At 63.6% G+C, this 20,732-nt stretch carries 19 protein-coding genes and 1 pseudogene; 7 read left to right on the forward strand and 13 right to left on the reverse strand.

Annotated elements, in window-relative coordinates:
- The first annotated feature begins 68 nt into the window (after positions 1-68).
- Together purE and KFF05_11980 are read left to right on the forward strand one after the other, a co-directional pair.
- A pseudogene (purE, locus tag KFF05_11975) lies at positions 69-569 on the forward strand (5-(carboxyamino)imidazole ribonucleotide mutase).
- Between the two features lie 16 nt (positions 570-585).
- Complete coding sequence (locus KFF05_11980; GenBank protein ID UTW50666.1) at positions 586-1,686, forward strand: 5-(carboxyamino)imidazole ribonucleotide synthase; 1,101 nt, start codon at positions 586-588, stop codon at positions 1,684-1,686.
- 18 nt (positions 1,687-1,704) lie between these two features.
- Here the strand turns inward: KFF05_11980 and KFF05_11985 are convergent, their stop codons facing one another.
- The 3 genes from KFF05_11985 to KFF05_11995 form a co-directional block, all read right to left on the reverse strand.
- Positions 1,705-2,568: a hypothetical protein gene (locus KFF05_11985; GenBank protein ID UTW50667.1), complete on the reverse strand. Its 864-nt coding sequence runs from the start codon at positions 2,566-2,568 to the stop codon at positions 1,705-1,707.
- Positions 2,569-2,683: 115 nt separating this feature from the next.
- The gene (locus KFF05_11990; protein UTW53688.1) at positions 2,684-3,340 is read right to left on the reverse strand and encodes a COQ9 family protein; all 657 of its coding nucleotides are present in this window, start codon (positions 3,338-3,340) and stop codon (positions 2,684-2,686) included.
- A 47-nt stretch (positions 3,341-3,387) separates the two neighbouring features.
- Positions 3,388-3,951 (reverse strand): peptide deformylase, encoded by a 564-nt coding sequence (locus KFF05_11995; protein UTW50668.1) that lies wholly within the window; start codon positions 3,949-3,951, stop codon positions 3,388-3,390.
- Positions 3,952-4,134: 183 nt separating this feature from the next.
- Here KFF05_11995 and rpsU point away from each other — a divergent pair, with 183 nt between their 5' ends.
- Together rpsU and KFF05_12005 are read left to right on the forward strand one after the other, a co-directional pair.
- Entirely contained in the window at positions 4,135-4,338 is a 204-nt protein-coding gene (rpsU, locus tag KFF05_12000) for a 30S ribosomal protein S21 (GenBank protein UTW50669.1), read from the forward strand.
- Between the two features lie 204 nt (positions 4,339-4,542).
- A complete protein-coding gene (locus tag KFF05_12005) occupies positions 4,543-6,531 on the forward strand; it encodes a DUF115 domain-containing protein (protein ID UTW50670.1) in 1,989 nt (662 codons plus the stop codon).
- A 46-nt stretch (positions 6,532-6,577) separates the two neighbouring features.
- Here KFF05_12005 and KFF05_12010 read toward each other — a convergent pair whose 3' ends face one another.
- From KFF05_12010 to KFF05_12020, 3 genes are read right to left on the reverse strand one after another with little or no spacing between them, the layout of a single operon-like run.
- Positions 6,578-7,972: an NAD(P)(+) transhydrogenase (Re/Si-specific) subunit beta gene (locus KFF05_12010; GenBank protein UTW50671.1), complete on the reverse strand. Its 1,395-nt coding sequence runs from the start codon at positions 7,970-7,972 to the stop codon at positions 6,578-6,580.
- 14 nt (positions 7,973-7,986) lie between these two features.
- Positions 7,987-8,406 (reverse strand): NAD(P) transhydrogenase subunit alpha, encoded by a 420-nt coding sequence (locus tag KFF05_12015; protein UTW50672.1) that lies wholly within the window; start codon positions 8,404-8,406, stop codon positions 7,987-7,989.
- 2 nt (positions 8,407-8,408) lie between these two features.
- Positions 8,409-9,665: a Re/Si-specific NAD(P)(+) transhydrogenase subunit alpha gene (locus KFF05_12020; GenBank protein UTW50673.1), complete on the reverse strand. Its 1,257-nt coding sequence runs from the start codon at positions 9,663-9,665 to the stop codon at positions 8,409-8,411.
- Positions 9,666-9,863: 198 nt separating this feature from the next.
- Between KFF05_12020 and KFF05_12025 the strand changes: the two genes are divergently transcribed.
- Both KFF05_12025 and KFF05_12030 read left to right on the forward strand, forming a co-directional pair.
- Entirely contained in the window at positions 9,864-11,465 is a 1,602-nt protein-coding gene (locus tag KFF05_12025) for a gamma-glutamyltransferase family protein (GenBank protein UTW50674.1), read from the forward strand.
- 20 nt (positions 11,466-11,485) lie between these two features.
- Positions 11,486-12,007, forward strand: coding sequence for an N-acetyltransferase (locus KFF05_12030; GenBank protein UTW50675.1), 522 nt, complete (start codon positions 11,486-11,488; stop codon positions 12,005-12,007).
- On the opposite strand, the gene KFF05_12035 is transcribed toward KFF05_12030, so the two are convergent.
- From KFF05_12035 to KFF05_12060, 6 genes are all read right to left on the reverse strand, one after another.
- Positions 12,004-12,402: a RidA family protein gene (locus KFF05_12035; GenBank protein ID UTW50676.1), complete on the reverse strand. Its 399-nt coding sequence runs from the start codon at positions 12,400-12,402 to the stop codon at positions 12,004-12,006. The genes KFF05_12030 and KFF05_12035 overlap by 4 nt on opposite strands.
- Complete coding sequence (locus tag KFF05_12040; GenBank protein UTW50677.1) at positions 12,402-13,613, reverse strand: hypothetical protein; 1,212 nt, start codon at positions 13,611-13,613, stop codon at positions 12,402-12,404. Before KFF05_12040 ends, KFF05_12035 begins: the two co-directional genes overlap by 1 nt.
- Positions 13,614-13,771: 158 nt before the next feature.
- Positions 13,772-14,095 (reverse strand): heavy metal-binding domain-containing protein, encoded by a 324-nt coding sequence (locus KFF05_12045; GenBank protein UTW50678.1) that lies wholly within the window; start codon positions 14,093-14,095, stop codon positions 13,772-13,774.
- A 43-nt stretch (positions 14,096-14,138) separates the two neighbouring features.
- Positions 14,139-15,494, reverse strand: coding sequence for an AarF/ABC1/UbiB kinase family protein (locus tag KFF05_12050; protein ID UTW50679.1), 1,356 nt, complete (start codon positions 15,492-15,494; stop codon positions 14,139-14,141).
- Positions 15,487-16,299: an alpha/beta hydrolase gene (locus tag KFF05_12055; GenBank protein ID UTW50680.1), complete on the reverse strand. Its 813-nt coding sequence runs from the start codon at positions 16,297-16,299 to the stop codon at positions 15,487-15,489. The genes KFF05_12050 and KFF05_12055 overlap by 8 nt, the downstream gene beginning before the upstream one ends.
- A 3-nt stretch (positions 16,300-16,302) precedes the next feature.
- Positions 16,303-18,138 carry a M3 family oligoendopeptidase gene (locus tag KFF05_12060; protein UTW50681.1) on the reverse strand — a complete coding sequence of 612 codons (1,836 nt, stop codon included), beginning with the start codon at positions 18,136-18,138 and terminating at the stop codon, positions 16,303-16,305.
- 89 nt (positions 18,139-18,227) lie between these two features.
- On the opposite strand from KFF05_12060, the gene KFF05_12065 reads away from it, so the two are divergent.
- A complete protein-coding gene (locus KFF05_12065) occupies positions 18,228-20,015 on the forward strand; it encodes an AMP-binding protein (protein ID UTW50682.1) in 1,788 nt (595 codons plus the stop codon).
- Here KFF05_12065 and KFF05_12070 read toward each other — a convergent pair.
- A complete protein-coding gene (locus KFF05_12070; protein UTW50683.1) occupies positions 20,006-20,644 on the reverse strand; it encodes a GNAT family N-acetyltransferase in 639 nt (212 codons plus the stop codon). The two genes, KFF05_12065 and KFF05_12070, sit on opposite strands and share 10 nt — an antisense overlap.
- Between the last annotated feature and the right edge of the window lie 88 nt (positions 20,645-20,732).

Below are 20,732 nucleotides of genomic sequence, written 5' to 3' on the forward strand. Positions count from 1 at the left end.
ATATAATGACGCGCTTCCCGTCACCCGAAGGCCACCGATGCGGCCTTCACCGGAAGCGAGGTCTCAACATGCCGCAATCGGCCGCCGACACACCCCTGGTCGGCATCATCATGGGCAGTCAATCGGACTGGGACACCATGCGCCATGCGGCGGATGTGCTGGCCGAACTCGGCGTCCCGCACGAAACCCGCATCGTTTCCGCCCACCGCACGCCCGACCGTCTGTACGACTACGCCAAGACGGCGCGCGGCCGTGGCCTCAAGGCAATCATCGCCGGCGCCGGGGGGGCTGCCCACCTACCCGGCATGGCGGCGGCGCTGACGCCGCTCCCCGTGTTCGGTGTGCCGGTGGAAAGCAAGGCCCTGAAGGGCATGGATTCCCTGTTGTCGATCGTGCAGATGCCGGGCGGCGTGCCCGTTGGCACCTTGGCCGTCGGCAAGCCCGGCGCCAAGAACGCAGGCCTGCTGGCCGCCGCCGTGATCGCGCTGATGAACGACGATGTCGCCGCAGCGCTCGATGATTTCCGTGCCAAGCAAACAGCCTCCGTCGCCGACGTCCCCACGGACGATCCCAAAGGTTCCGGACATGCCCCCCCGTTCCGTTCACCCGCTGCCTCCCGGCAGCACCATCGGCATTATGGGCGGCGGCCAGCTCGGTCGCATGACGGCCCTGGCGGCGGCCCGGCTCGGCTACAAATCCCATATTTTCTCACCGGAAGACGATTCCCCCGGCATCCAGGTCTCGGCGGCGGCGACCATCGCCGATTATCAGGACCGCACGGCCCTGCAATCCTTCGCCGAAGCCGTCGACGTGGTGACCTTCGAGTTCGAGAACGTGCCGGCGGACAGCGCCGCCTTCCTCGCCGAACACGCCCTGGTCCGGCCCGGCCCGCAATGCCTGGCCATTGCCCAGGACCGCCTGCTGGAAAAAGAATTCATCAACAAGACGGCGCCGACCACGCCTTACCGACGGGTCACCTCCGCCGAGGATTTGGCCAAGGCCGCCGACGAGATCGGCCGCCCGGCCGTGCTCAAGACCTCGCGCATGGGATATGACGGCAAGGGCCAGGTTCTGATCGCCCCCGATTGCGATTACGCCGCCGCCTGGGCGGAAATGGGCGCCGAGATCGGCATCCTGGAGGCCTTCGTTGATCTAGACTGCGAGATTTCGGTGATCACCGCGCGCTCACCCCACGGTGGCTGGGCGACCTATCCGGCGGTCGAAAACCGCCACGTCAATCACATCCTGGACACCACCATGGCCCCGGCCCGTCTGCCGGACGGTCTGGCCGATCAGGCCGTCGCCATCGCCCATGATTTGGCCGAAGCGCTGGACCTTGTCGGCCTGTTGGCGGTCGAGATGTTCGTGACCCGGGATCAGCGCATCCTGGTCAACGAAATGGCCCCCCCACCCCATAATTCCGGGCACTGGACCATGGATGCCTGTGCCACCAGCCAGTTTGAACAACTGGTGCGGGCCGTCTGCGGCCTGCCGCTGGGGTCCGTCGACTGCCACCACGACGCGGTCATGAAGAATTTGATCGGCGATGCCGTGAACGGCTGGCCCGACCTGTTGGCCGATCCAGGTGCGCGCCTGCATCTTTATGGCAAAGCCGAAGCCCGGCCGGGCCGCAAGATGGGCCACGTCAACCGGCTTTACCCCAAAGGCAAACTGCCCAACGGGTAACGACAACCCGCCGCAGGATCAGGCCGTACCGGCAAGATCGTCCAGGGTGATGCGGCGCATCCGGTAGGCTTCCAGCAATTCGATCTCGACCGCGACGGAACGGCCCAGTTCGGCCAGCACCGTGTTGCGCACGAAACGCTTCAAGTCCTCGGTCTGGCCGGGAAACACCAGGATGTTGGTCAACAGTTCGCGCCGCACCAGGGGCGGAAAGACCAGCAATTCGCCGACCAGAAGCTGTTTGACCGCCGACGGAATGCGCAGACTGCCGAACAAGCGGTCGAGGCAGAAGCTGTAGATGCCGAAATCCAGGCGCCCGGCCACCTCGGAGGTGAAGGCCTTGAATTCCTCTACGAAGGCGGGCGGGGTCATGGCGCCGTCCATCATGCGCCGGACATGGTCGAGGAATTCACGATAGCGCGCCCGGGCCGGGCTCATCTGATCGTTCAGTTCGGCCTCGATGGACTTGATCTCGGCCTCGCGGAAGCCTTTTTCCAGCAAGGTATGGGCGCTGTCGCGCACTCGCTCGTCCAAGGCCTGTTCCTCGATCAGCGAGAACAGCCGTTCATAGCTGTCGCGATCACGCTTTTTCTTCAGTTTCTTGGCCAACTGGCCGAGGGGCAGGATCGCCGCCTGGGCGACCAGTTTGTCACGGGAATAGACTGCCGCCATGGCCGCCGCGTCGGGCGGGATCGCGATGTTACGCGCGAAATCCTCGGTAATGACGAAGCGATGGCCGTCGACGACGGTCAGGTAGCGGTTAAGCTTGCAGCATTCCAGGAAGTGGTTGGCCAGGTTGACCGGCGCGATGGCGGCTTCCTGACGATAGGTCCGGCCGTTGGCCGGATTGGCGGCGGCGGATGTACCGGTTTGCGCAGCGCTCACGGTCCGCGTCTCCTTTTGCTCAAGACCCCATCAATCCCTTGGGCAAAGCATAACCGACTGCGGCGCCGCCTGAAAGGTTTCCATAATGCGGGAATCGGCCCCGGCAGGGCCCGCATCAGGCCGCCGTTCCCCGCCGGGAACGGTTCGTGGCCGCCTTCAGACGCTTGAGAAAGCTCAACGGTGAGGGCAGCCGGCCCAGCGCCTGTTCCGCCTTGGCTTTGTACATGGGAATCTTCAGGACATCGGCCAGGCGTCGGTCCAGATAACCCCAAGTGTCGGCGAAACCGTCCGAGGTGTCGGACAGCCAATACAGAATGGTCGAGGTATAGACCGGGGCCAGCAGCCCCCGCTTGGTGTAATGGTTGAAATCGGCCGCCCGGTCGCCCGCCGCGTGCCAGATATGATCGCAGGTGCGCCAGGTCATGCGCGCCGCCAGGGGCGCGTTCTGCGGCATCGCCAGGAATGACAACAGCCGTCGCATGGCCTCGCGGTAGGGCGCGTTCATTTCCAGGCGCAGGCGCACGCCCAGGGCCACCCGCTCGCGCACCTTGAGGGCGTCCAGGTCGACCTTTGTCAGTTCCGACAGCATGCGCCGGTCGGACCAGTCGGCGAAATGGTCTGCGGCATCCGCCATGCCGCCCGGAAAGGCGCGCAGCACGTCCGCCGGCCCCAAGCCCAGGTCCCCTGCCCCCCGTTCCAGGGCTTTCCGCGACCAGCCGTCGAAGGGCACGTGGTCAAGCGCCGCCTCGATCAAGCGGTCACGCAGGTCCATGTGGCGGGCGCGGGCCTCGTCGGCGGTCATGCGTGTCGTTTGGGCGGTCATGCGGCTTCTCCGTCTTTGCTGTCGCTCTCATCGGCCATGATCGTGCGGGGGGCACGGGCCATTTCTTCGGCAAAGCCGAAGGTCGACAGGTCGGTCATGCGCATGGGGTAGAGAATACCGTCCAGATGGTCACATTCGTGCTGCACGACGCGGGCATGATAGCCCTTGGCCTCGCGCTCGAAGGTCTTGCCGTCCAGGCCCTGGGCGCGATAGCGGATATGGGCTGCGCGCGGGACCCGGCCGGTCATTTCCGGCAAGGACAGGCAACCCTCCCAGCCTTCCTCGACCTCGTCGCCGATAATCTCGATCACCGGATTGACCAGCACGGTCAGCGGTACGTCCTTCTTGTCCTCACAACGCTCACCCGGCACGCGGAACACCACGATGCGCAGCGGCACATGGACCTGGGGGGCCGCCAGGCCGATGCCTGGTGCGTCGGCCATGGTTTCCACCATGTCGGCGATAAGGCCGTGAATGCGCGGATCCTTGGGGTCTTCGACCGGTTGGGCCGTGCCCATCAGCACCGGATGTCCCATGCGCGCGATTTTCAGAATGGCCATCGTCGAAATCCTCTTGATCGGGGGGTGAAGACGTCTTTATGACGCCGGATGGTTCCCCGGGAAATAACACGTTTGCTCCTTCACAAGGGGATATCTATGTGATAGAAGCCCGTCTTCCCGGACCGGTGATAGCACAGGTCCGATTGATTTTGTTGACTATAAGATTAGGAGCGTGACCTTACCGTGCAAGTCATTGTCCGAGACAACAACGTGGATCAGGCCCTCAAGGCCCTGAAAAAGAAGATGCAGCGCGAAGGCATCTTCCGCGAAATGAAGCTGCGCCGCTCCTACGAAAAGCCCTCCGAGCGCCGGGCCCGTGAAAAGGCCGAAGCCGTGCGCCGTGCGCGCAAGCTTGAGCGCAAGCGGATCGAGCGCGAGGGCTTCTAGCTCTCCGCCGGCCGCCGGTCCCTGGTTGACCGGCCCGTTTCACATTTTTCGCAACGCCCCAGGTCCCGATTGGGACGGTGGGGCGTTTCGTTTGCGCGAACCGCAGTTGCGGAACCTTTTCGCGTGGATGCTTGACAGCCATCTCCGAAATCCCTACCCGGATTGCACCCTGATGCCCGAATGTTCGGAAATGGGAAGGTGGCAATGACGGCGGCGGACCTGCGGAAAGGGAATCTGGCCTTCCTGGAACAAGCCGCCGCGCCGGTGGCCGAAGCCCTTTCCCGTCTTCCGCCATCCGCCTCGGCGCCTCCTGCCCCCCCGGCCAACCCGACTTTTATTGCGCGCCTGGCCATCCAGGCCCCGGAGCCCGACGGACGGGACCCGTATCTCACCCGTTTCATTCAGGACATCCTGACCGAGGCGCGGGCCGCGGACATTCCCCTCTTGCCCTCTCCCACCTTTACCCTGTCCTGCGCCCTGATGGTGATGGGGACACTGGAAACGGGCGGTTTGTTGAACTTTGTCCGGAAAACGCGCTGCATCTATCTGTTCGTCGTCATCGACGATCTTGAACGGTTCAACACCAACCTGAGCCAAGTCGACTGGCCCGCCACGGCGCGTCAGGTGCGCAACCATGGGGGGGAGATATTCTTCATCCCATCGGATGACCCGGTCGTGATCGCCGGCAAGGCATATTCGATCCTTTCCGCGACCGCCCCATGGGCCCTGGATGCCATGACAATTGCGGCCTTCGGCCCTACTCCTATCGCTCAGCCGCTGGCCGACACCCTGGGCCGTCTGGGCTATCGGGCGCTTTCGACGCTCGGCACCTTCTATGACAACTGCCTGATGCTGCGAAATTCGGAGGCCAACTTGCGGCAACCGGACTCTTTTCTGTACACACGCCGGGCGCGGCCTGCTCGAAACCTCCCGGCCTGGGTGATCGGCAGCGGCCCGTCACTGGACATGGATCTTGCCTTCCTGAAGGAAAACCAGGATCGCGCGGTGATTATTAGCTGTGGGTCCGCCTTGGCGCCTTTGATGGCGGCGGGCATTTGCCCGGATTTCCATGTTGAGCTGGAAAACCTGAATGTCGGCATCGTCCTGGATCCGGTAGCCCGGTCGTTCGATCTAAGCCCCATTCCCCTGGTTGCGCCGATCTCCGTCGATCCCGACGCCGTCGGCAAGTTCCGCTGTACCGTATTCACCAGCCGCCAAAATCTGCCGACCCATCCCCTCTATGCCCTGGATATGGACTGCCAGCCGATCCTCGGCGAACCAACCGTCAGCAACCTCGCCCTGGCCTTCGCCCGTGAACAGAATTTCCCGGAAATCTGCTTCTTCGGCACCGACATGGGGGCGCGGGACCGCGACCGCGACCATGCGGACGGAACCTGGCACCGAACGTCCGGCGACGATTATCACGCCCCCGAATATGGCATTCCGGTGCCCGGCAACTTCGGCGGCACATGCCAGACCTCCGCAGGCCTCTACCAGGCTCTACAGGCCCTGTCCCTGGCCGTGAAACACGATCCAAGCGATCGCATCTATCTGAACTGTTCAGACGGCGCGGCGATCGAGGGTGCCCGCGCGGTACGGTCTGCGGACCTGACGCCGCCACCCACGGCACAGCCGAAGCAGAAAACCGTCGCGACAATCCTTGACGACTTTGTTCCCTGGAGCACATCCCGTATGCCGTCCCCCTGGCCGGGGCCGGAGATGATCGCGGAGATCGAGGGTCAGTTCCAAAAACTCCGCGGTATTCTCAAGGGGATCCGGAATTTCGCCGACAAGGCCTATATCCCCATGGCCGGGCAGGTTTTCCGCTATGCGGAGGGGCATACCGAACTCGCCCCGGCGGGCGCAAAAAGCGCTGCCAACATCCTGGTCCGCGGGACCGTCGGCACGCACCTCGTATTCATGGAATACTTTCTCAACCGGCTGTCGACGCCCGACCATCTGGCGCATATGGGCCAAGCCTGCCTGCGCTTCCTGGACCAATCGTTGAACGAGATCCTGGCAGATGCCCGGGTTCGCATCGGCGGAGACCGCGTTCGAAACATCCCGGATTTCGATGCGATCCGCACACCGCCCGGCGCACAATTCCCGCCGGGGCCACCGATGCCGCGCAACGCACCCTGCCCTTGCGGGTCGGGCAAACGCTACAAGCAATGCCACGGGCGGACAGCCTAAGCCGCTGCCCGACGCGTTCACATCCGCTCAAAACAAGCGTATGTGGTCAGCCCAGGGCCTGGACGATCTCTTCCGTCATCTTCTTGGCGTCGCCGAACAGCATCATGGTGTTGTCGGCGTAGAACAGCGGGTTATCGACCCCCGCATAGCCCGACGACATGGAGCGCTTGATGAACAGCACCGTGCCCGCCTTTTCCACGTCGAGGATCGGCATCCCGGCGATCGGGCTCTGCGGATCGGTCTTGGCGATCGGGTTGGTCACGTCGTTGGCGCCGATCACGTAGGCGACGTCGGCGGTGGAGAATTCGTGGTTGATCTCCTCCAGCTCGAACACCTCGTCATAGGGCACGTTGGCTTCGGCCAGAAGGACGTTCATATGCCCCGGCATGCGTCCGGCGACGGGGTGGATGGCATAGCGGACCTCGACCCCTTCGGCCTTCAGCATGTCGGCCATTTCGCGCACCGCGTGCTGGGCCTGGGCCACAGCCATGCCGTATCCCGGCACGATGATGACCTTGGACGCGTTCTTCATAATGAAGGCCGCGTCGTCGGCCGCACCCGATTTCACGGACTTGCCTTCGCTTGACGTCGCGGCGGCGGCCCCGCCGGCATCCCCCCCGAAACCACCCAACAGCACGTTAATGATCGAGCGGTTCATGCCCTTGCACATGATGTAGGACAGGATCGCGCCCGAGGAGCCGACCAGGGCGCCGGTGATGATCAGCGCCGGGTTGGACAGGGTGAAGCCGATGCCGGCCGCGGCCCAGCCCGAGTACGAGTTGAGCATCGACACGACCACGGGCATGTCGGCGCCGCCGATCGGGATTATCAGCAGGAAGCCGATGGCGAAGCTGAGCGCCACGATACCCCAATAGACGGAATGGGATTCCGAGCCGACGAAGATGATGATGAGCACCAGGATCGCCAGACCGACCAGCAGGTTCAGCTTGTGCTGCCCCGGGAAGGTGATGGGCGCGCCGGACATGATGCCCTGCAGCTTGGCGAAGGCGATGACGGAGCCGGAGAAGGTGATCGCGCCGATCGCCGTGCCCAGCGACATTTCGACCAGGGACGCGCCCGGAATTTCACCGATCGCGCCCAGGCCGTAGGCCTTGGGATTAAACAGGGCCGCCGTCGCCACGAACACCGCCGCCATGCCGACCAGGGAATGGAAGGCGGCGACCAGCTGCGGCAGGGCCGTCATCTGAATCTTCAGCGCCGTCACGGTACCGATGCTGCCGCCGATGAGGATCGCCAGGATGATCATACCGAACGACATGACGCCCGGATCCATCAGCGTGGTGATGATGGCAATGGCCATGCCGATGATGGCCATCATGTTGCCGCGGCGCGCGGTCTCCGGCGACGACAGGCCCCGGAGGGCCAGAATGAACAGCACCGAGGAAATGAGATAGGCGTAGCCCGTCCAGCTTGCGGTCATTGTTCAGGCCTCCCCTATTTCTTTTCTTTTTTCTTGAACATGGCGAGCATTCGCTGCGTCACGATGAAGCCGCCGAAGATGTTCACCGACGCCAGCGTGATGGCGAAAAAGCCCATCCAGGACGAGAAATCCATGCCCTCGGGCCCGGCCGCCAGGATGCCGCCGACGATGATCACCGACGAAATGGCGTTGGTCACGCCCATGAGCGGCGAATGCAATGCCGGGGTCACCGACCAGACCACGTAGTAGCCGACGAAGCAGGCCAGCACGAAGATCGTGAACAGCCCGAGGAAACTGTCATGGCCGCCCATGGCGGGGGCCTGCTGCGCGACGGCGGCGGCGGCGTCCGCAGCCAGCCGTTGCGTCTGCTCAAGAAGCTGCGCGGCGCCTGCCGCAAGTTCTTCGGCCTGTTTGGCGATCGTTGCGGTATCCATCGTCAGTTCCCCTTGTCTTGGGTTTTGTCGTCGGACGTCTCGGCCGGTTTGTCATCGGCCTTCTTGGCCGCGGCCTTTTTCGCCGGGGCTTTCTTTGCCGGAGCCTTGGCCCCCATGGCATCCTTGACCCGCGCGTTCACGACCGCGCCGTCGCGGGTGACACAGCAGCCCTTGACGATCTCGTCATCCCAGTCGATGGCCAGCGTGCCGGTCTTTTCCTTGTCCGTCAGCGGCGTCAGGAAGTTCAGCAGGTTCTTGGCGTAAAGGTCCGACGCGGTCTGCGCCAGACGGCCCGGCAGGTTGTTGAGGCCGACGATCTTCACGCCGTTCGGCGTGGTGATGGTCTTACCCGGCTCCGACATTTCGCAGTTGCCGCCGGCCTCGACCGCCAGATCGACGATCACCGCCCCGGCCTGCATGCTGGCGACCATCTCCTTGGTGATCAGCTTGGGCGCCGGGCGACCGGGGATCAGCGCCGTGGTCACGACGATGTCCTGTTTCTTGATGTGCTCGGCGACGACCTGTTTCTGCTTGTCGTAATATTCCTTGGGCATTTCCTTGGCGTAGCCGCCTTCGGTCTGGGCGTCCTTTTCCATTTCCGGATCGACGACCAGGAACTTGCCGCCCAGGCTTTCGACCTGTTCCTTGGTGGCGGGGCGCACGTCCGTCGCGGTGACGACCGCCCCCAGACGCTTGGCCGTGGCGATGGCCTGCAGTCCGGCGACGCCGACGCCCATGATGAAGGCCTTGGCCGGCGGCACCGTGCCCGCCGCCGTCATCATCATCGGGATGCCGCGCCCGTATTCGGCGGCGGCCTCCAAAATCGCGCGATAGCCGGCCAGGTTGGCCTGGGACGACAGTACATCCATGCTCTGCGCGCGGGAAATCCGCGGCACCAATTCCATGGCAAAGGTGGTGATCCCGGCCTTGGCATAGGCCGCCACATCGTCGGGCGAGGTCAGGGCCGCCAGTTGCGAAATCAGCACGGCGCCCTTCTTCATCTGGGCCGGCAGCGCCCCGGCGCCGGAGGTCGCGGGCGGATTGACCATCAGGACGATGTCGGCGGTCTTCAGCGCCGCCGCCGTGGCGATGGAGGCGCCGGCGGCCTTGTATACGTCGTCGGAAACGCTGGCCCCCTCGCCTGCACCCTTCTCGACGGCAACGTCATAGCCGAGGCCGACCAGCTTCTGAATCACCTGAGGCGACGCGGCGACGCGGGTTTCTCCGGCGCGGGTTTCCTTGGGAATTACGATCTTCATGGCTCTGGTCCCCTAGCCCTTGGTCATTCAAGCACCGGTATATGACGTGTCTACCGTGCTTGCACAAGTATCGCACAGCCTTTAAATCCTGCGTCGGAAAGCTTTTTCATGAAATGAAAATCACATGGAAATAATTCCGCATTATGGAATAGATGCTTAAAGCGTCCCGATTTCCGCCAGGTTGATGAAAGGCCCCCCATGATCTTCACGCCGACCGCCCGACGCGGCATGGTCACCGCCCCCCATCATCTGGCATCCCAGGCAGGGCTGCGCGTATTGCAGGACGGCGGCAACGCCATCGAAGCCATGGTCGCCACGGCGGCCACCATCGCCGTGGTCTATCCGCACATGAACGGCCTGGGCGGTGACAATTTCTGGCTGGTCGCCCAACCGGGACAACCGCCCGTGGGCATCGACGCCTGCGGTGCTGCCGCCGGTGCGGCGGACGCCGAATTCTACGCCAAGGCGGGCCACGCGAGCGCCATTCCCCATCGCGGCCCCCTCGCCGCCCTGACCGTGGCCGGGGCCGTGTCCGGCTGGGCAGAGGCATTGCGCATCTCGGCAACCTGGGGCGGCAAACTGCCGCTGGCGCGTCTGTTGGAAGATGCTCATCATTACGCTGAGCATGGGGCCCCGGTGACGCCGTCACTTCACCACAACACCCTGGCCAAGAAGGACGAAATGACCGGCGTCCCCGGTTTCGCCCAGACCTTCCTGCCCGGCGGCGTCGGGGGAACCGCGCCCAACATCGGTGACACCCTGAAGCTTCCGGCCCTGGCCGAAACCCTCAAGCGCCTGGGTGCGGAAGGCCTCGACAGTTTTTACCGGGGCCCGCTCGCCAAGGTCATCGCCGCCGACCTGGAAAAATCCGGCAGCCCGATTGCCCTGACCGACCTGGAACGCCACAGGGCGCTGGAACTCGCCCCCCTTTCCGTCGCCTGCGGCCCGCATACCATCTACAACATGCCGCCGCCGACCCAGGGTCTGGCGTCACTCATCATCCTGGCGCTTTACGGCCGTCTGGACGTCGCCCAGGCCGAAGGCTTCGATTTCGTGCACGGTTTGGTCGAGGCGACCAAGCAGGCCTTCCGCGTGCGTGACAAATACGTCACCGACCCGGCCTACATGACCGCCGACCCGAAGGATTTCCTGAAGGCGGACAGCCTGGACGCGATGGCTGGAAACATCGACCGCAACAAAGCCGCGCCCTGGCCCGATGCGGACCCCAACGGCGATACGGTGTGGTTCGGCTGCATCGACGGCGAAGGCCGGGCGGTTTCAATGATCCAGAGCCTCTATTGGGAATTTGGCTCCGGCACGGTGCTGGAGGAAACGGGGATCACCTGGCAAAACCGGGGCACCTCATTCTCCCTCGACCCCAAGGCACTCAACACTCTGAAGCCCCACCGCCGCCCCTTCCACACCATCCAGCCGGCCATGGGACGGCTCGCCGACGGTCGCACCATGGTCTACGGCACCATGGGCGGCGAGGGCCAGCCCCAGACCCAGGCCATGGTGTTCGCCCGCCACGTTCTGCACGGCATGGACCTGCAGGCATCGGTGACGGCACCCCGCTGGCTTCTCGGCCGCACCTGGGGGGCGGAGACGACCAACCTGCGCATCGAAAACCGTTTCGATCCGGCCGTGCTCGAGGCGCTGAAGGCCGCCGGCCATGACCTGGAGGTCGTCGGCCCGTTCGAGGAGTTCATGGGCCATGCGGGCGCCATCGTGCGCCATCCGTCGGGATTGCTCGAAGGCGCTGCCGATCCGCGTTCGGACGGGGCCGTCGCTGCTTTCTAATGACGGAGACAGAAACATCCATGGTCCACGACGTTCGGAAAAGTGAGCCCACGGATCAGCCAGGAATTTTCAAGCGCTATCCACGGGCATTCCCCGGGGAGAACCTCATCCCTTTGGTCGCGTCTCTGCTGGACGATCCTGCATCCGTACTGTCCCTAATTGCCCTATCGGCCTCTGAAATCACGGGACACGCAGCCTGTACATTCTGCAAACTTGAAGGGCAAAACCGGCGTGTAGCGCTGCTTGGTCCGATTGCAGTTGATCCTGACCACCAGAGGCAGGGAGTCGGCCAGGCCTTGGTAAGTGACGTCTTTACCCGCATGGCAGCATGCGACATTGATCGGATTTTCGTACTCGGCGATCCCGCATATTACCAGCGGTTCGGCTTCGCGCCCGAAACCGGTGTCGAACCGCCCTATCCGTTACCTAAAGAATGGCGTAGCGCCTGGCAATCACGATTGCTGAATGGTGACGACACCAGTCTTTCCGATCGAATGGCTGTGCCCGCGCCGTGGCGTATTCCGGCCCTTTGGGGCCTTTAATCCGGTCGCTTCGCCACCATGTCGATCTCGACCAGCGCACCCCGCGCAAGGCCGGTGACGCCGACGGTGGTGCGCGCCGGCAGGCGGTCCGCCGGGAAATAGGATTTGTAGACCGCATTCATGGCTTCGTAGTCGCGTTCGAACCGCGTCAGGTAGAGGCGACACGACAGAACGTGGCTGAGGTCCAGCCCCAGTTCGCCGAGCACGATGATCAGGTTGTCCATGACGCGCCGCGTCTGGGCCTCGATCCCATCGGGCAGCGGCGCCGTGTCGTCGTTAGGGTCCGTCGGCATCTGGCCGGTCAGCTGTACCCAGCCGTCACATTCCACGGCATGACTGAAGGGGGCGACCGGCGCGGCGGCGCGGTCGAAGAAATGAAAGACCGGGCCGGCCATCACACGTATTCCTCGGTCTCGTAGACGAACCCGTCCAGGTCGCCCGTCTGGAAGCCGAGATAGATCGGCCCGCCGCCCGAACGGTAGATGTTGACCTTGGCGTTGTAGACTTTGCGGCTAAGCCCGTGCTTGTCGCGCAGGATGTAGCGCTTGACCCCGAATTGACCTGAATCCAGGCGCTCGCCGGTCAGGTAGCACTGAATCGATTCCACGTTCTCGCCGGACAGTTCCATGCCTTCCAGGTGCGACAGCGACTGCCGCGTGCGTTCGATGAATTCCGAAGTGCCGATGCGCTTGATCGCGCCCGTGTCGTTTTCGCGCATGTCGACATGGAAGTCGCCGACCACGATCTGTCCCGGCAGGGCGTGGTCGATCATGCGCGCCAGTTCGATGGTCACGTCGCCGACGATATAGCTGTAAACCGTCGGGCGAAGCCCTTCGGACTGGAAGAATTCGTAATGGGGCCCGACATGGAACGACGCCCGCAGCCGCGGCGTGGTGTTGGCCTTGCCCTTGGAGCGCGCGATGGCGTTGTCGGCCAGCACCAGATGCATCAGATGGTACAGGTTGACGTTGGATTCGATGCTGCGGTCGCGGTTCCAGATGTAAAAGCCGTCGCCGGTGGTCGAGCGCGCGAACTGGATGTCCAGGTTGCGGGCCAGCATCTTGGAAAACGACGCGTTGACGGAATAGGCCAGGCTGTTCAACTGCGTCACCTGTTCAAGCGGCGAAAAAAGCGAAAAGCCGACGATGTCGAACAGCGCCACGGCGCCGTTGCGGATATAGGAAATGCTGTAGCGGCGAACGACGGCTTCCAACAGATCGTCGGCCAGATCCTCGCCGGGGGTGAAGCTGAGCTCGACCCGGTTGGGTTCATACCCGAAGTACTTGGCGATGGTGTCGAAGCCTTCTTCGTCAGTCAGCGTATTGCCGGCGATCACCTCGTCCACGAATTGCAGGCTGTCCGCCGCCTCGCCCGCCGTTCGGGCCGCCATTTCACCCAGGATGTAATGGGGGATGACCAGCACGCGGATGCCCCTGCCCGCCGGCGTCCAGGCCAAAACGATGTTGCGGCCCAGCCCCCACAGGCGATGCAGTGCCTTATCCAGTTCCTCGACATAACTGCGGGCAGCGGTCGACAGTTCGTCAAGCGACGCCCGATCCAAAACCGGCGGACTGAAACCGTCCGTGTCGTGAATGCTGTCGTTCATCAACCGATCCTTCCCGGCCGAACCTTACGGCCGGGTGCCGCGCGAAATACGCCGGTAAACCCCAGGCACCCGGACAGTCCGGGCGCAGGTAGTGTAACGACGGGGTCCCTCGCCGCACAAGTCATTGAATTTACTTGGCTGAGTATGCCTGAAATTACTTAAGCGAGTTTTACCGCCGTGCCGTTCGCGCTGACCATCAGCATGCAGGACTTGTCCGACGAGATGGCCTCGTAATCCAGATCAACGGCGACGATCGCGTCCGCACCCAGTTCCGCCGCCCGCGCCTGCATATCCTCAAGCGCGAATTCCTTGGCCTTCTGCAATTCCTTTTCATAGGCGCCGGAACGGCCGCCGACGATGTCGCGAATGCCCGCGAAAAAGTCCTTGAAGATGTTGGTCCCCATGACCGCATCGCCGGACACGACGCCCAGATAGGCGCTGACTTGGCGGCCTTCGACGGAATCGGTGGTGGTGATGATCATTCCTGTTTCCTTCCCTTTGCTGCTTCGGCTCGATTGCTGGCCCTTAGTAAACCGGCGGCACGCCGGCCTGTGCAAGTGATTCAGTCTGGCGGGCGCGCAGGCGGTCCAGATCGAAGTCGTCGATCAGGTCGTGGAACATCCGGTGCCAGTTGATTTCCGCCCTAAGATGCGTGAACACGCTGCCCAACCCGATGGCCGCCCGGTCCATCAGCACGAATTCCCGGGGCGGCGTAACCCCGCCCAGTTCACGTAGTTTCTTGTGCACGTTGGCGGCGATGCCGGCACCGTATGCCGTGCCGCCCGTCTCCTGAATGCTCTGCACCCGGTCAGCCAGCAAGGGGCCGTAGAGGAACCGCGCCCATTCATTCAGAACGGCGATCATTTCCTTGGACGGGTTCTCGAACCCCCAGGTTTCATAGGCATGGACGGCCAAGGCTTCGTCATCGGTGCTGAGTGCGGTGTACAGGTCGATCACCGCACCTACGAATTCCGGGCGGAACACACGGATACAGCCGAAATCCAACAGGTTCACCGTGGCGTCCGGGCGCACCGAATAATTACCCAGGTGCGGATCACCGTGAATCACCCCGAAGAAATAGAACGGCACGTACCAGGCGCGAAACATGTTGAGCGCGATGGCGTTGCGGTGTTTCAGGCTGCTGTCCACCTGATCCATCAGGGGAGCGCCGCTCAGCCAGGTCATGGTCAACAGTCGGTCGGTGGACAGGTCGTCCACGACGTCGGGCACATGCACCCCCGCCTCGTCCGCCAACATGGCCCGGTACAGCGCCATGTTGCGGGCTTCCCGACCGTAATCCAATTCCTCGCGCAGCCGTTCCTTCAATTCCAAATGGATCTGCGACGGGTCGATGGCGCGGTCGTAGCGGCGGTAGAGGGCGAACACGGCCTTAAGCTGCGACAGGTCCGCCTCCACCGCGGACGCCATGTCGGGGTATTGGATTTTGCAGGCGAGGTCACGGCCGTCGTGTGATTTGGCCCGATGGACCTGTCCCAGGGATGCCGCCGCCGCGGCCTCGCGCTCGAACGCCCCGAACCGAGTCTGCCAGTCCGGCCCCAATTCGGACGCCATCCGCCGGCGCACGAAAGCCCAGCCCATGGGCGGTGCCGACGTCTGCAATTTGCGCAGTTCATGGACGTATTCGTCGGGCAAAAGGTCCGGCACCGTGGCCAGAATCTGCGCGACCTTCATCAAGGGCCCCTTGAGGCCGCCCAGCGCCGCCTGCAGGTCGGCGGCATGCACGCCCTTGTCCAATTCCAGACCGAACAGCCGATTGCCCGCCAATTTCGCCGCCAACCCGCCGACCGTGCCGCCGACCCGGGCATAGCGCCGGACCCGCCCGGCAACCGTATTCCTGTCCGATGGCGGGCGATCAGACATTCAGTTCCCTCAACCAGTCGGCGATGGTCTCGGCGGCCTCTTCCCAATCGTCTTCCAGCATCACCGCATGGCCCATGCCGTCGAAGATATGGGCCTGGGTGCCCAGGAAGGCCGCCGTGCCGTGGACGAAAGCGGGGGGGATCAGGTTGTCATGCTCCGCCCCCAACACTAGGGCCGGGATGCCGCGCAGGCCCATCATGGGCGGCATGAAGACCGTGTGCTGATCCATGACCGCGCGTCGACTTTCCATTTGGAACCAAGGCAGCAGACGTTCGGAAACGGCCTTCGGAACATGACTGTTGAAGATCGATTGATGCAGGGTTTCAAGGCTGTCCAGCGGTTCGCCCGTGGATTCGATGCGGGCAATCTCCCAGATCAGCATGGGCCGCGACAGCGCCAGGGCGACCGACGGACCGGCCAGACCCGTGGGCGGGACCGATGACATCAGAACGGCCGCCGCGACGTCCCGGTCCATGGCCAGCCGCTGGGCAACGAAACCACCCATGGAATGACCGATCAGGACGGGCGGGCGCGGCAGGGTGTCGACGACCTCGGACACGGCATCGACGAAATCCTGAATGCCGAAGTCGTGCAGCTGATCGTAATCAGGCATGCCCTTGCGTCCCGGCAGGTTGACCGCAAGGCAGGAAAACCCCTGCTTCCCAAAGTACGGCAGGAAATGTTCAGCCCAGGTCCAGGCCCCGGCGAAGGCGCCATGGATGAAGACCAGAGGCGCATGGTCGGAATCTTCGGGTGCGGGCCCCGCACGCAGCACGCGTTGGCCGGAGCCGGGCGCATCGGTCATTCCCTAAAATTCCTGTTCCAGTTCGTCGACGAACCCGGACAGCATGGACAGACCCCGGTGCCAGAAATCGGGATCCGACGCATCCAGCCCGAACGGCGCCAAAAGTTCCTTGTGGCGCAGCGTACCGCCCGCCCGCAGCATGTCCAGGTACTTGGCCTGGAAACCCGGATGGCCGCCCTGGAACACATCGTAAAGCGAATTCACCAGACAGTCGCCGAAGGCATAGGCGTAGACATAGAACGGCACATGCACGAAATGGGAGATATAGGCCCAATAATGCCGATATTCGTCGTCATAGCGGAACGCCGGACCTAGGCTTTCGGTCTGCACGTCCATCCAGATGTCGCCCAGGCGTTCCGGCGAAAGTTCGCCCTTGGCCCGTTCGTCGTGAACTTTGGATTCGAACATGTGGAAAGCGATCTGGCGGACCACCGTGTTGAGCATGTCCTCGACCTTGCCGGCCAGCATGACCCGGCGGCGCGCCGGGTCGGTTTCGCCCGCCAGCATGGCGCGGAAGGTCAGCATCTCGCCGAACACGGATGCCGTCTCGGCCAGGGTTAGGGGCGTGTCGGCCAGAAGATTGCCCTGGGGCGCCGCCAATACCTGATGCACGCCATGGCCCAGTTCGTGGGCCAGGGTCATGACGTCGCGTGAGCGGCCGTGGAAATTCAACAGGATATAGGGATGGGCCGAGGGCACGGTGGGATGGGCGAAGGCACCTGAATCCTTGCCCGCCGTCGGCTGCGCGTCGATCCAGCGTTTGTCGAAGAACTGCTTGGCGATGTCGGCCATGTCAGGGTTGAAGGCCCCGTAGGCGCCCAGCACCGTATCCCGCGCTTCATCCCAGGAGTACTTGCGGTCGGCCGCCGTCGGCAGGGGCGCGTTACGATCCCAGTATTCCATCTGATCGACGCCGAACCATTTGGCCTTCAGCTTGTAATAGCGGTGCGACAGCTTGGGAAAGCTTTCGCGCACGGCGGTGACCAGGGCGTCCACGACCTCGTCCTCGACCTGATTGGCCAGATTGCGGTAGGACACGGGCCGCGGGTAGCCGCGCGACTTGTCGTCGATGGCCTTGTCCTTGACCAGGGTGTTGTAGGTCAGGGAGAACAGCTTGATATTGTCGCCGAGCCCCTTGCCCACGGCCTTGGCGGCGCGCTTGCGCAGCTCGCGGTCGGGTTCGCTCAGCTTGTTGAGAGCACCCGACAGGGTCAGGTCCTCACCATCGACGGGAAAGCGCAGACCGGCCAGGGTTTCCTCGAACAGGCGGTTCCAGGCCGCCGCCCCCGTGACGTGGCGTTCGTGCAGCGCTTGTTCCAGTTCGTCCGACAGCTGATAAGGCCGGAACGCGCGCAGGTCGTGCAGCCAGGGCGCATAGCGGGACAGCGCCGTGCTTTCCGCCATTTGCGCATCCAGGCGCGCGTCCTCGATGCGGTTCAGTTCCAGGGTGAAGAACAGGGTCAGGGTCGAAATGTCGGTGACCCGTTCCTGCATGGATTGTTGGAACCGCGCACTGGCGCCGTCTTCCATGTTCTCCGCAAACTTCAATCCGGCGAAGCTCATGATTCGGCCCAGGCGCTCGCCGATGGCTTCATATTCCTGAACAGCCTTGCCCAGGTCATCGCCCGAAAGCGCGGCCAGACGGCCCTTGTAGGCCTCGGCAAAGGCCGCCGCCCGTTCCTGCGCCCAAGCCAGATCGGTCTCGATTACCGCGTCATCGGGCCCTTTGTAGAGGTCCGCCAGGTTCCAACGCGGCAAATCACCCATGGGCACCGCTGGCGCGGCACCTGTGTCGGGGCTGCGGGGGGCGGAAACATCTGAACGGCGGATATCGGTCATGGCTTGCATCCCTTCGGGGCATACGTAAAGTTCTCCCTGGATATAGAGTGGTTGCGGGTCAACGACAACCGGGGGGAGTCTGAGGGAAAATGAGCACTTACGCATGGCCGAACCTGGCAGCAATGTTTTATGCCCAGGCGGCGGAACTGGGCGACCGCCCGTTCCTGTGGGAAAAATCGGGCGGCGCCTACTGGCCGTTGAGCTGGGGCGACACGGCGTCGCGGGTGTCGCGCTTGGCGCGCGGGCTGCAGGCATTGGGCGTGAAGCCGGGCGACCGCGTGGTCCTGGTTTCGGAAAACCGGGCCAACTGGCTGATTTCCGACGTCGCCATCATGACCACGGGCGCCATCACCACCCCCGCCTATATCACCAACACGGAAGCCGACCATCTGCACATCCTGGAAGATTCGGATGCCGTCGGCGTTATCGTTTCGACCAAACGCCTGGCTGAACGCCTGTTGCCGGCAGCCCACCGGGCGGACGTCTGCAAGTTCGTGATCTCCATGGAGCCGATCGAGCTCGCGCAATCCTTCAGCTTCGACCTGCATCAATGGGACGACGTGCTGGCCATGGGCCAGGTCGGCCATGACAACATGGTCGCCATGGCGAACAGCCGAAGCATCGATGACACGGCCTGCATCATCTATACATCGGGCACGGGCGGAAAACCGAAGGGCGTGATGCTGTCGCACAAGGCGATCCTGCACAACGTCGAAGGTGCCACGGACGCGCTGCGCGAAATCGGCCTGGATGCCGAGGTGTTCCTGTCGTTTCTGCCCTTGAGCCATTCCTACGAACATACGGGTGGCCAGTTCTTCCCCATGTCGATTGGCGCCGAAATCTATTACGCCGAAGGCGTTGAACATCTGGTCAACAACATGGCCGAAGCCCAGCCGACCATCATGACCGCCGTGCCGCGCCTGTATGAAAGCATGCGCGCGCGCATCGAACGGGGTGTCGAGGCCGCCGGGGGCGCCAAGGAAAAACTGTTCCGCAAGGCCGTGGCGCTCGGCACCAAGCGCTACCTGGATCCGAACAGCCTGGGCCCGATCGAACGCCTTCAGGACGCCGTGTTGGACAAACTGGTCCGCGCCAAGGTCAAGGCCCGGTTCGGCGGGCGGCTGAAGGCCCTGGTTTCCGGCGGCGCGCCCCTGAACCCGGAGGTCGGCATCTATTTCACGGCGCTGGGTCTGCGCATCCTGCAAGGCTACGGCCAGACGGAATCGGCACCCGTGATCAGTGTCAACCGCCCCGTGAAGGTCAAGATGCACACCGTCGGCCCGCCGATGAAGAACACCCATGTCAGGATCGCGAACGACGGCGAAATCCTGGTTCAGGGCGATCTGGTCATGCAGGGATACTGGCGCGACGAGGACGCAACGGCCCAGGCGATCAAGGATGGCTGGCTGCACACCGGCGACGTCGGCCATCTGGACGACGACGGCTATCTGGTCATCACCGACCGCAAGAAAGACATCATCGTCAATTCCGGCGGCGACAACATCGCGCCGCAGCGGGTCGAGGGCGCCATCATCCTGGAGCCGGAATTCGCCCAGGCCATGGTCTACGGCGACAAGCGCCCGCATCTGGTGGCGCTGGTGGTGCCCGACGCCGACTGGCTGAAGGACTGGGCCGTCGCCAACGGCGTTTCCGGCAGCCTGTCGGAGCTGGCCGGCGACGCCGACCTGCACAAGGCCCTGGCCGCCGCCATGGACCGCATCAACAGCAAGCTCAACAATATCGAAAAGGTCCGCCGCTTCATCGTCGCCGACGCGCCCTTCACCGTCGATAACGAGCAGATGACGCCGACGCTCAAGGTGCGCCGCCACGTGATCCGGCAGATCTACGGGGCGCACCTGGAACGTCTCTATGGTTGATCCGGCGGGCTGACCAGTCCCGGCCACAGGGACGCGGGATCGAAGATTGCCGGGAACCAGGCCTTGCTGTCCTCGACCGCTTCTTCCATGAACGAGAAGTAGCTGGGCCAGGCCGGCAGGATGCGTCCCTCGACCTCGCCTTCGTCGAAGCTCAGTTCGGCTTCGAACTTGGACGCGATCTTCTGCATCTTGCGGTTTTCCGTCATGCACAGCATGTACACCCGGTCGATGCAGCGGTTGCGCGCGATGGTCAGCACCCGGCGCAACAGCGCCGTGCCGACGCCCGCGTTCTGCCACGGGCCTTCGACGGAGAACGCGACCTCGGCCATGATCCGCGGCATCAGACGCACCCGTATCAGTTCCCCGACCCCCCGCAATTCGCCGTCGATGAAGGCGCCGCCGACCACGGCGGCCGACCAGTCGAGCCGCGCGCAATATTCGTCGATTGCGGTGTCGGTAACCCCACCCCAGAAGCGCAAATGGCGATCATGGGGCTCAAGGCGCTTGAGGTGGCCTGCGAGCAAGTCTCCGTCCGCCGCCGTCAGCTTGCGAAAACTGGGCGGCGCGGCCGTATCCTGAACGGACACGGCCATGCCGGCGGGTTTGGTGTCCTTAATATCGTTGGCCATGGAAGATCTTCCTTTTCAGCCGGGGCCGATTAAAGCCCGATTGGCAAAAGCGTCTTCCCCCTGGAACTCCTTTTCGAGCGAGCACAGG

This window comes from bacterium SCSIO 12827, from assembly GCA_024397995.1.
GTDB lineage: Bacteria > Pseudomonadota > Alphaproteobacteria > Rhodospirillales > Casp-alpha2 > UBA1479.

Bases quoted from the DNA above. Each gene is read 5' to 3' on its own strand.
- KFF05_12020 (UTW50673.1), bottom strand. From the start codon at position 9,665: ATGAAGATCGTAATTCCCAAGGAAACCCGCGCCGGAGAAACCCGCGTC.
- KFF05_12055 (UTW50680.1), bottom strand. From the start codon at position 16,299: ATGACCGATGCGCCCGGCTCCGGCCAACGCGTGCTGCGTGCGGGGCCC.
- KFF05_11995 (UTW50668.1), bottom strand. From the start codon at position 3,951: ATGGCCATTCTGAAAATCGCGCGCATGGGACATCCGGTGCTGATGGGC.
- KFF05_12035 (UTW50676.1), bottom strand. From the start codon at position 12,402: ATGGCCGGCCCGGTCTTTCATTTCTTCGACCGCGCCGCCGCGCCGGTC.
- KFF05_12025 (UTW50674.1), top strand. From the start codon at position 9,864: ATGATCTTCACGCCGACCGCCCGACGCGGCATGGTCACCGCCCCCCAT.
- KFF05_12015 (UTW50672.1), bottom strand. From the start codon at position 8,406: ATGGATACCGCAACGATCGCCAAACAGGCCGAAGAACTTGCGGCAGGC.
- KFF05_12050 (UTW50679.1), bottom strand. From the start codon at position 15,494: ATGTCTGATCGCCCGCCATCGGACAGGAATACGGTTGCCGGGCGGGTC.
- KFF05_12060 (UTW50681.1), bottom strand. From the start codon at position 18,138: ATGACCGATATCCGCCGTTCAGATGTTTCCGCCCCCCGCAGCCCCGAC.
- KFF05_12045 (UTW50678.1), bottom strand. From the start codon at position 14,095: ATGATCATCACCACCACCGATTCCGTCGAAGGCCGCCAAGTCAGCGCC.
- KFF05_12030 (UTW50675.1), top strand. From the start codon at position 11,486: ATGGTCCACGACGTTCGGAAAAGTGAGCCCACGGATCAGCCAGGAATT.
- KFF05_12005 (UTW50670.1), top strand. From the start codon at position 4,543: ATGACGGCGGCGGACCTGCGGAAAGGGAATCTGGCCTTCCTGGAACAA.
- KFF05_12010 (UTW50671.1), bottom strand. From the start codon at position 7,972: ATGACCGCAAGCTGGACGGGCTACGCCTATCTCATTTCCTCGGTGCTG.
- KFF05_12040 (UTW50677.1), bottom strand. From the start codon at position 13,613: ATGAACGACAGCATTCACGACACGGACGGTTTCAGTCCGCCGGTTTTG.
- KFF05_11980 (UTW50666.1), top strand. From the start codon at position 586: ATGCCCCCCCGTTCCGTTCACCCGCTGCCTCCCGGCAGCACCATCGGC.
- KFF05_11990 (UTW53688.1), bottom strand. From the start codon at position 3,340: ATGGACCTGCGTGACCGCTTGATCGAGGCGGCGCTTGACCACGTGCCC.
- KFF05_12070 (UTW50683.1), bottom strand. From the start codon at position 20,644: ATGGCCAACGATATTAAGGACACCAAACCCGCCGGCATGGCCGTGTCC.
- KFF05_12065 (UTW50682.1), top strand. From the start codon at position 18,228: ATGAGCACTTACGCATGGCCGAACCTGGCAGCAATGTTTTATGCCCAG.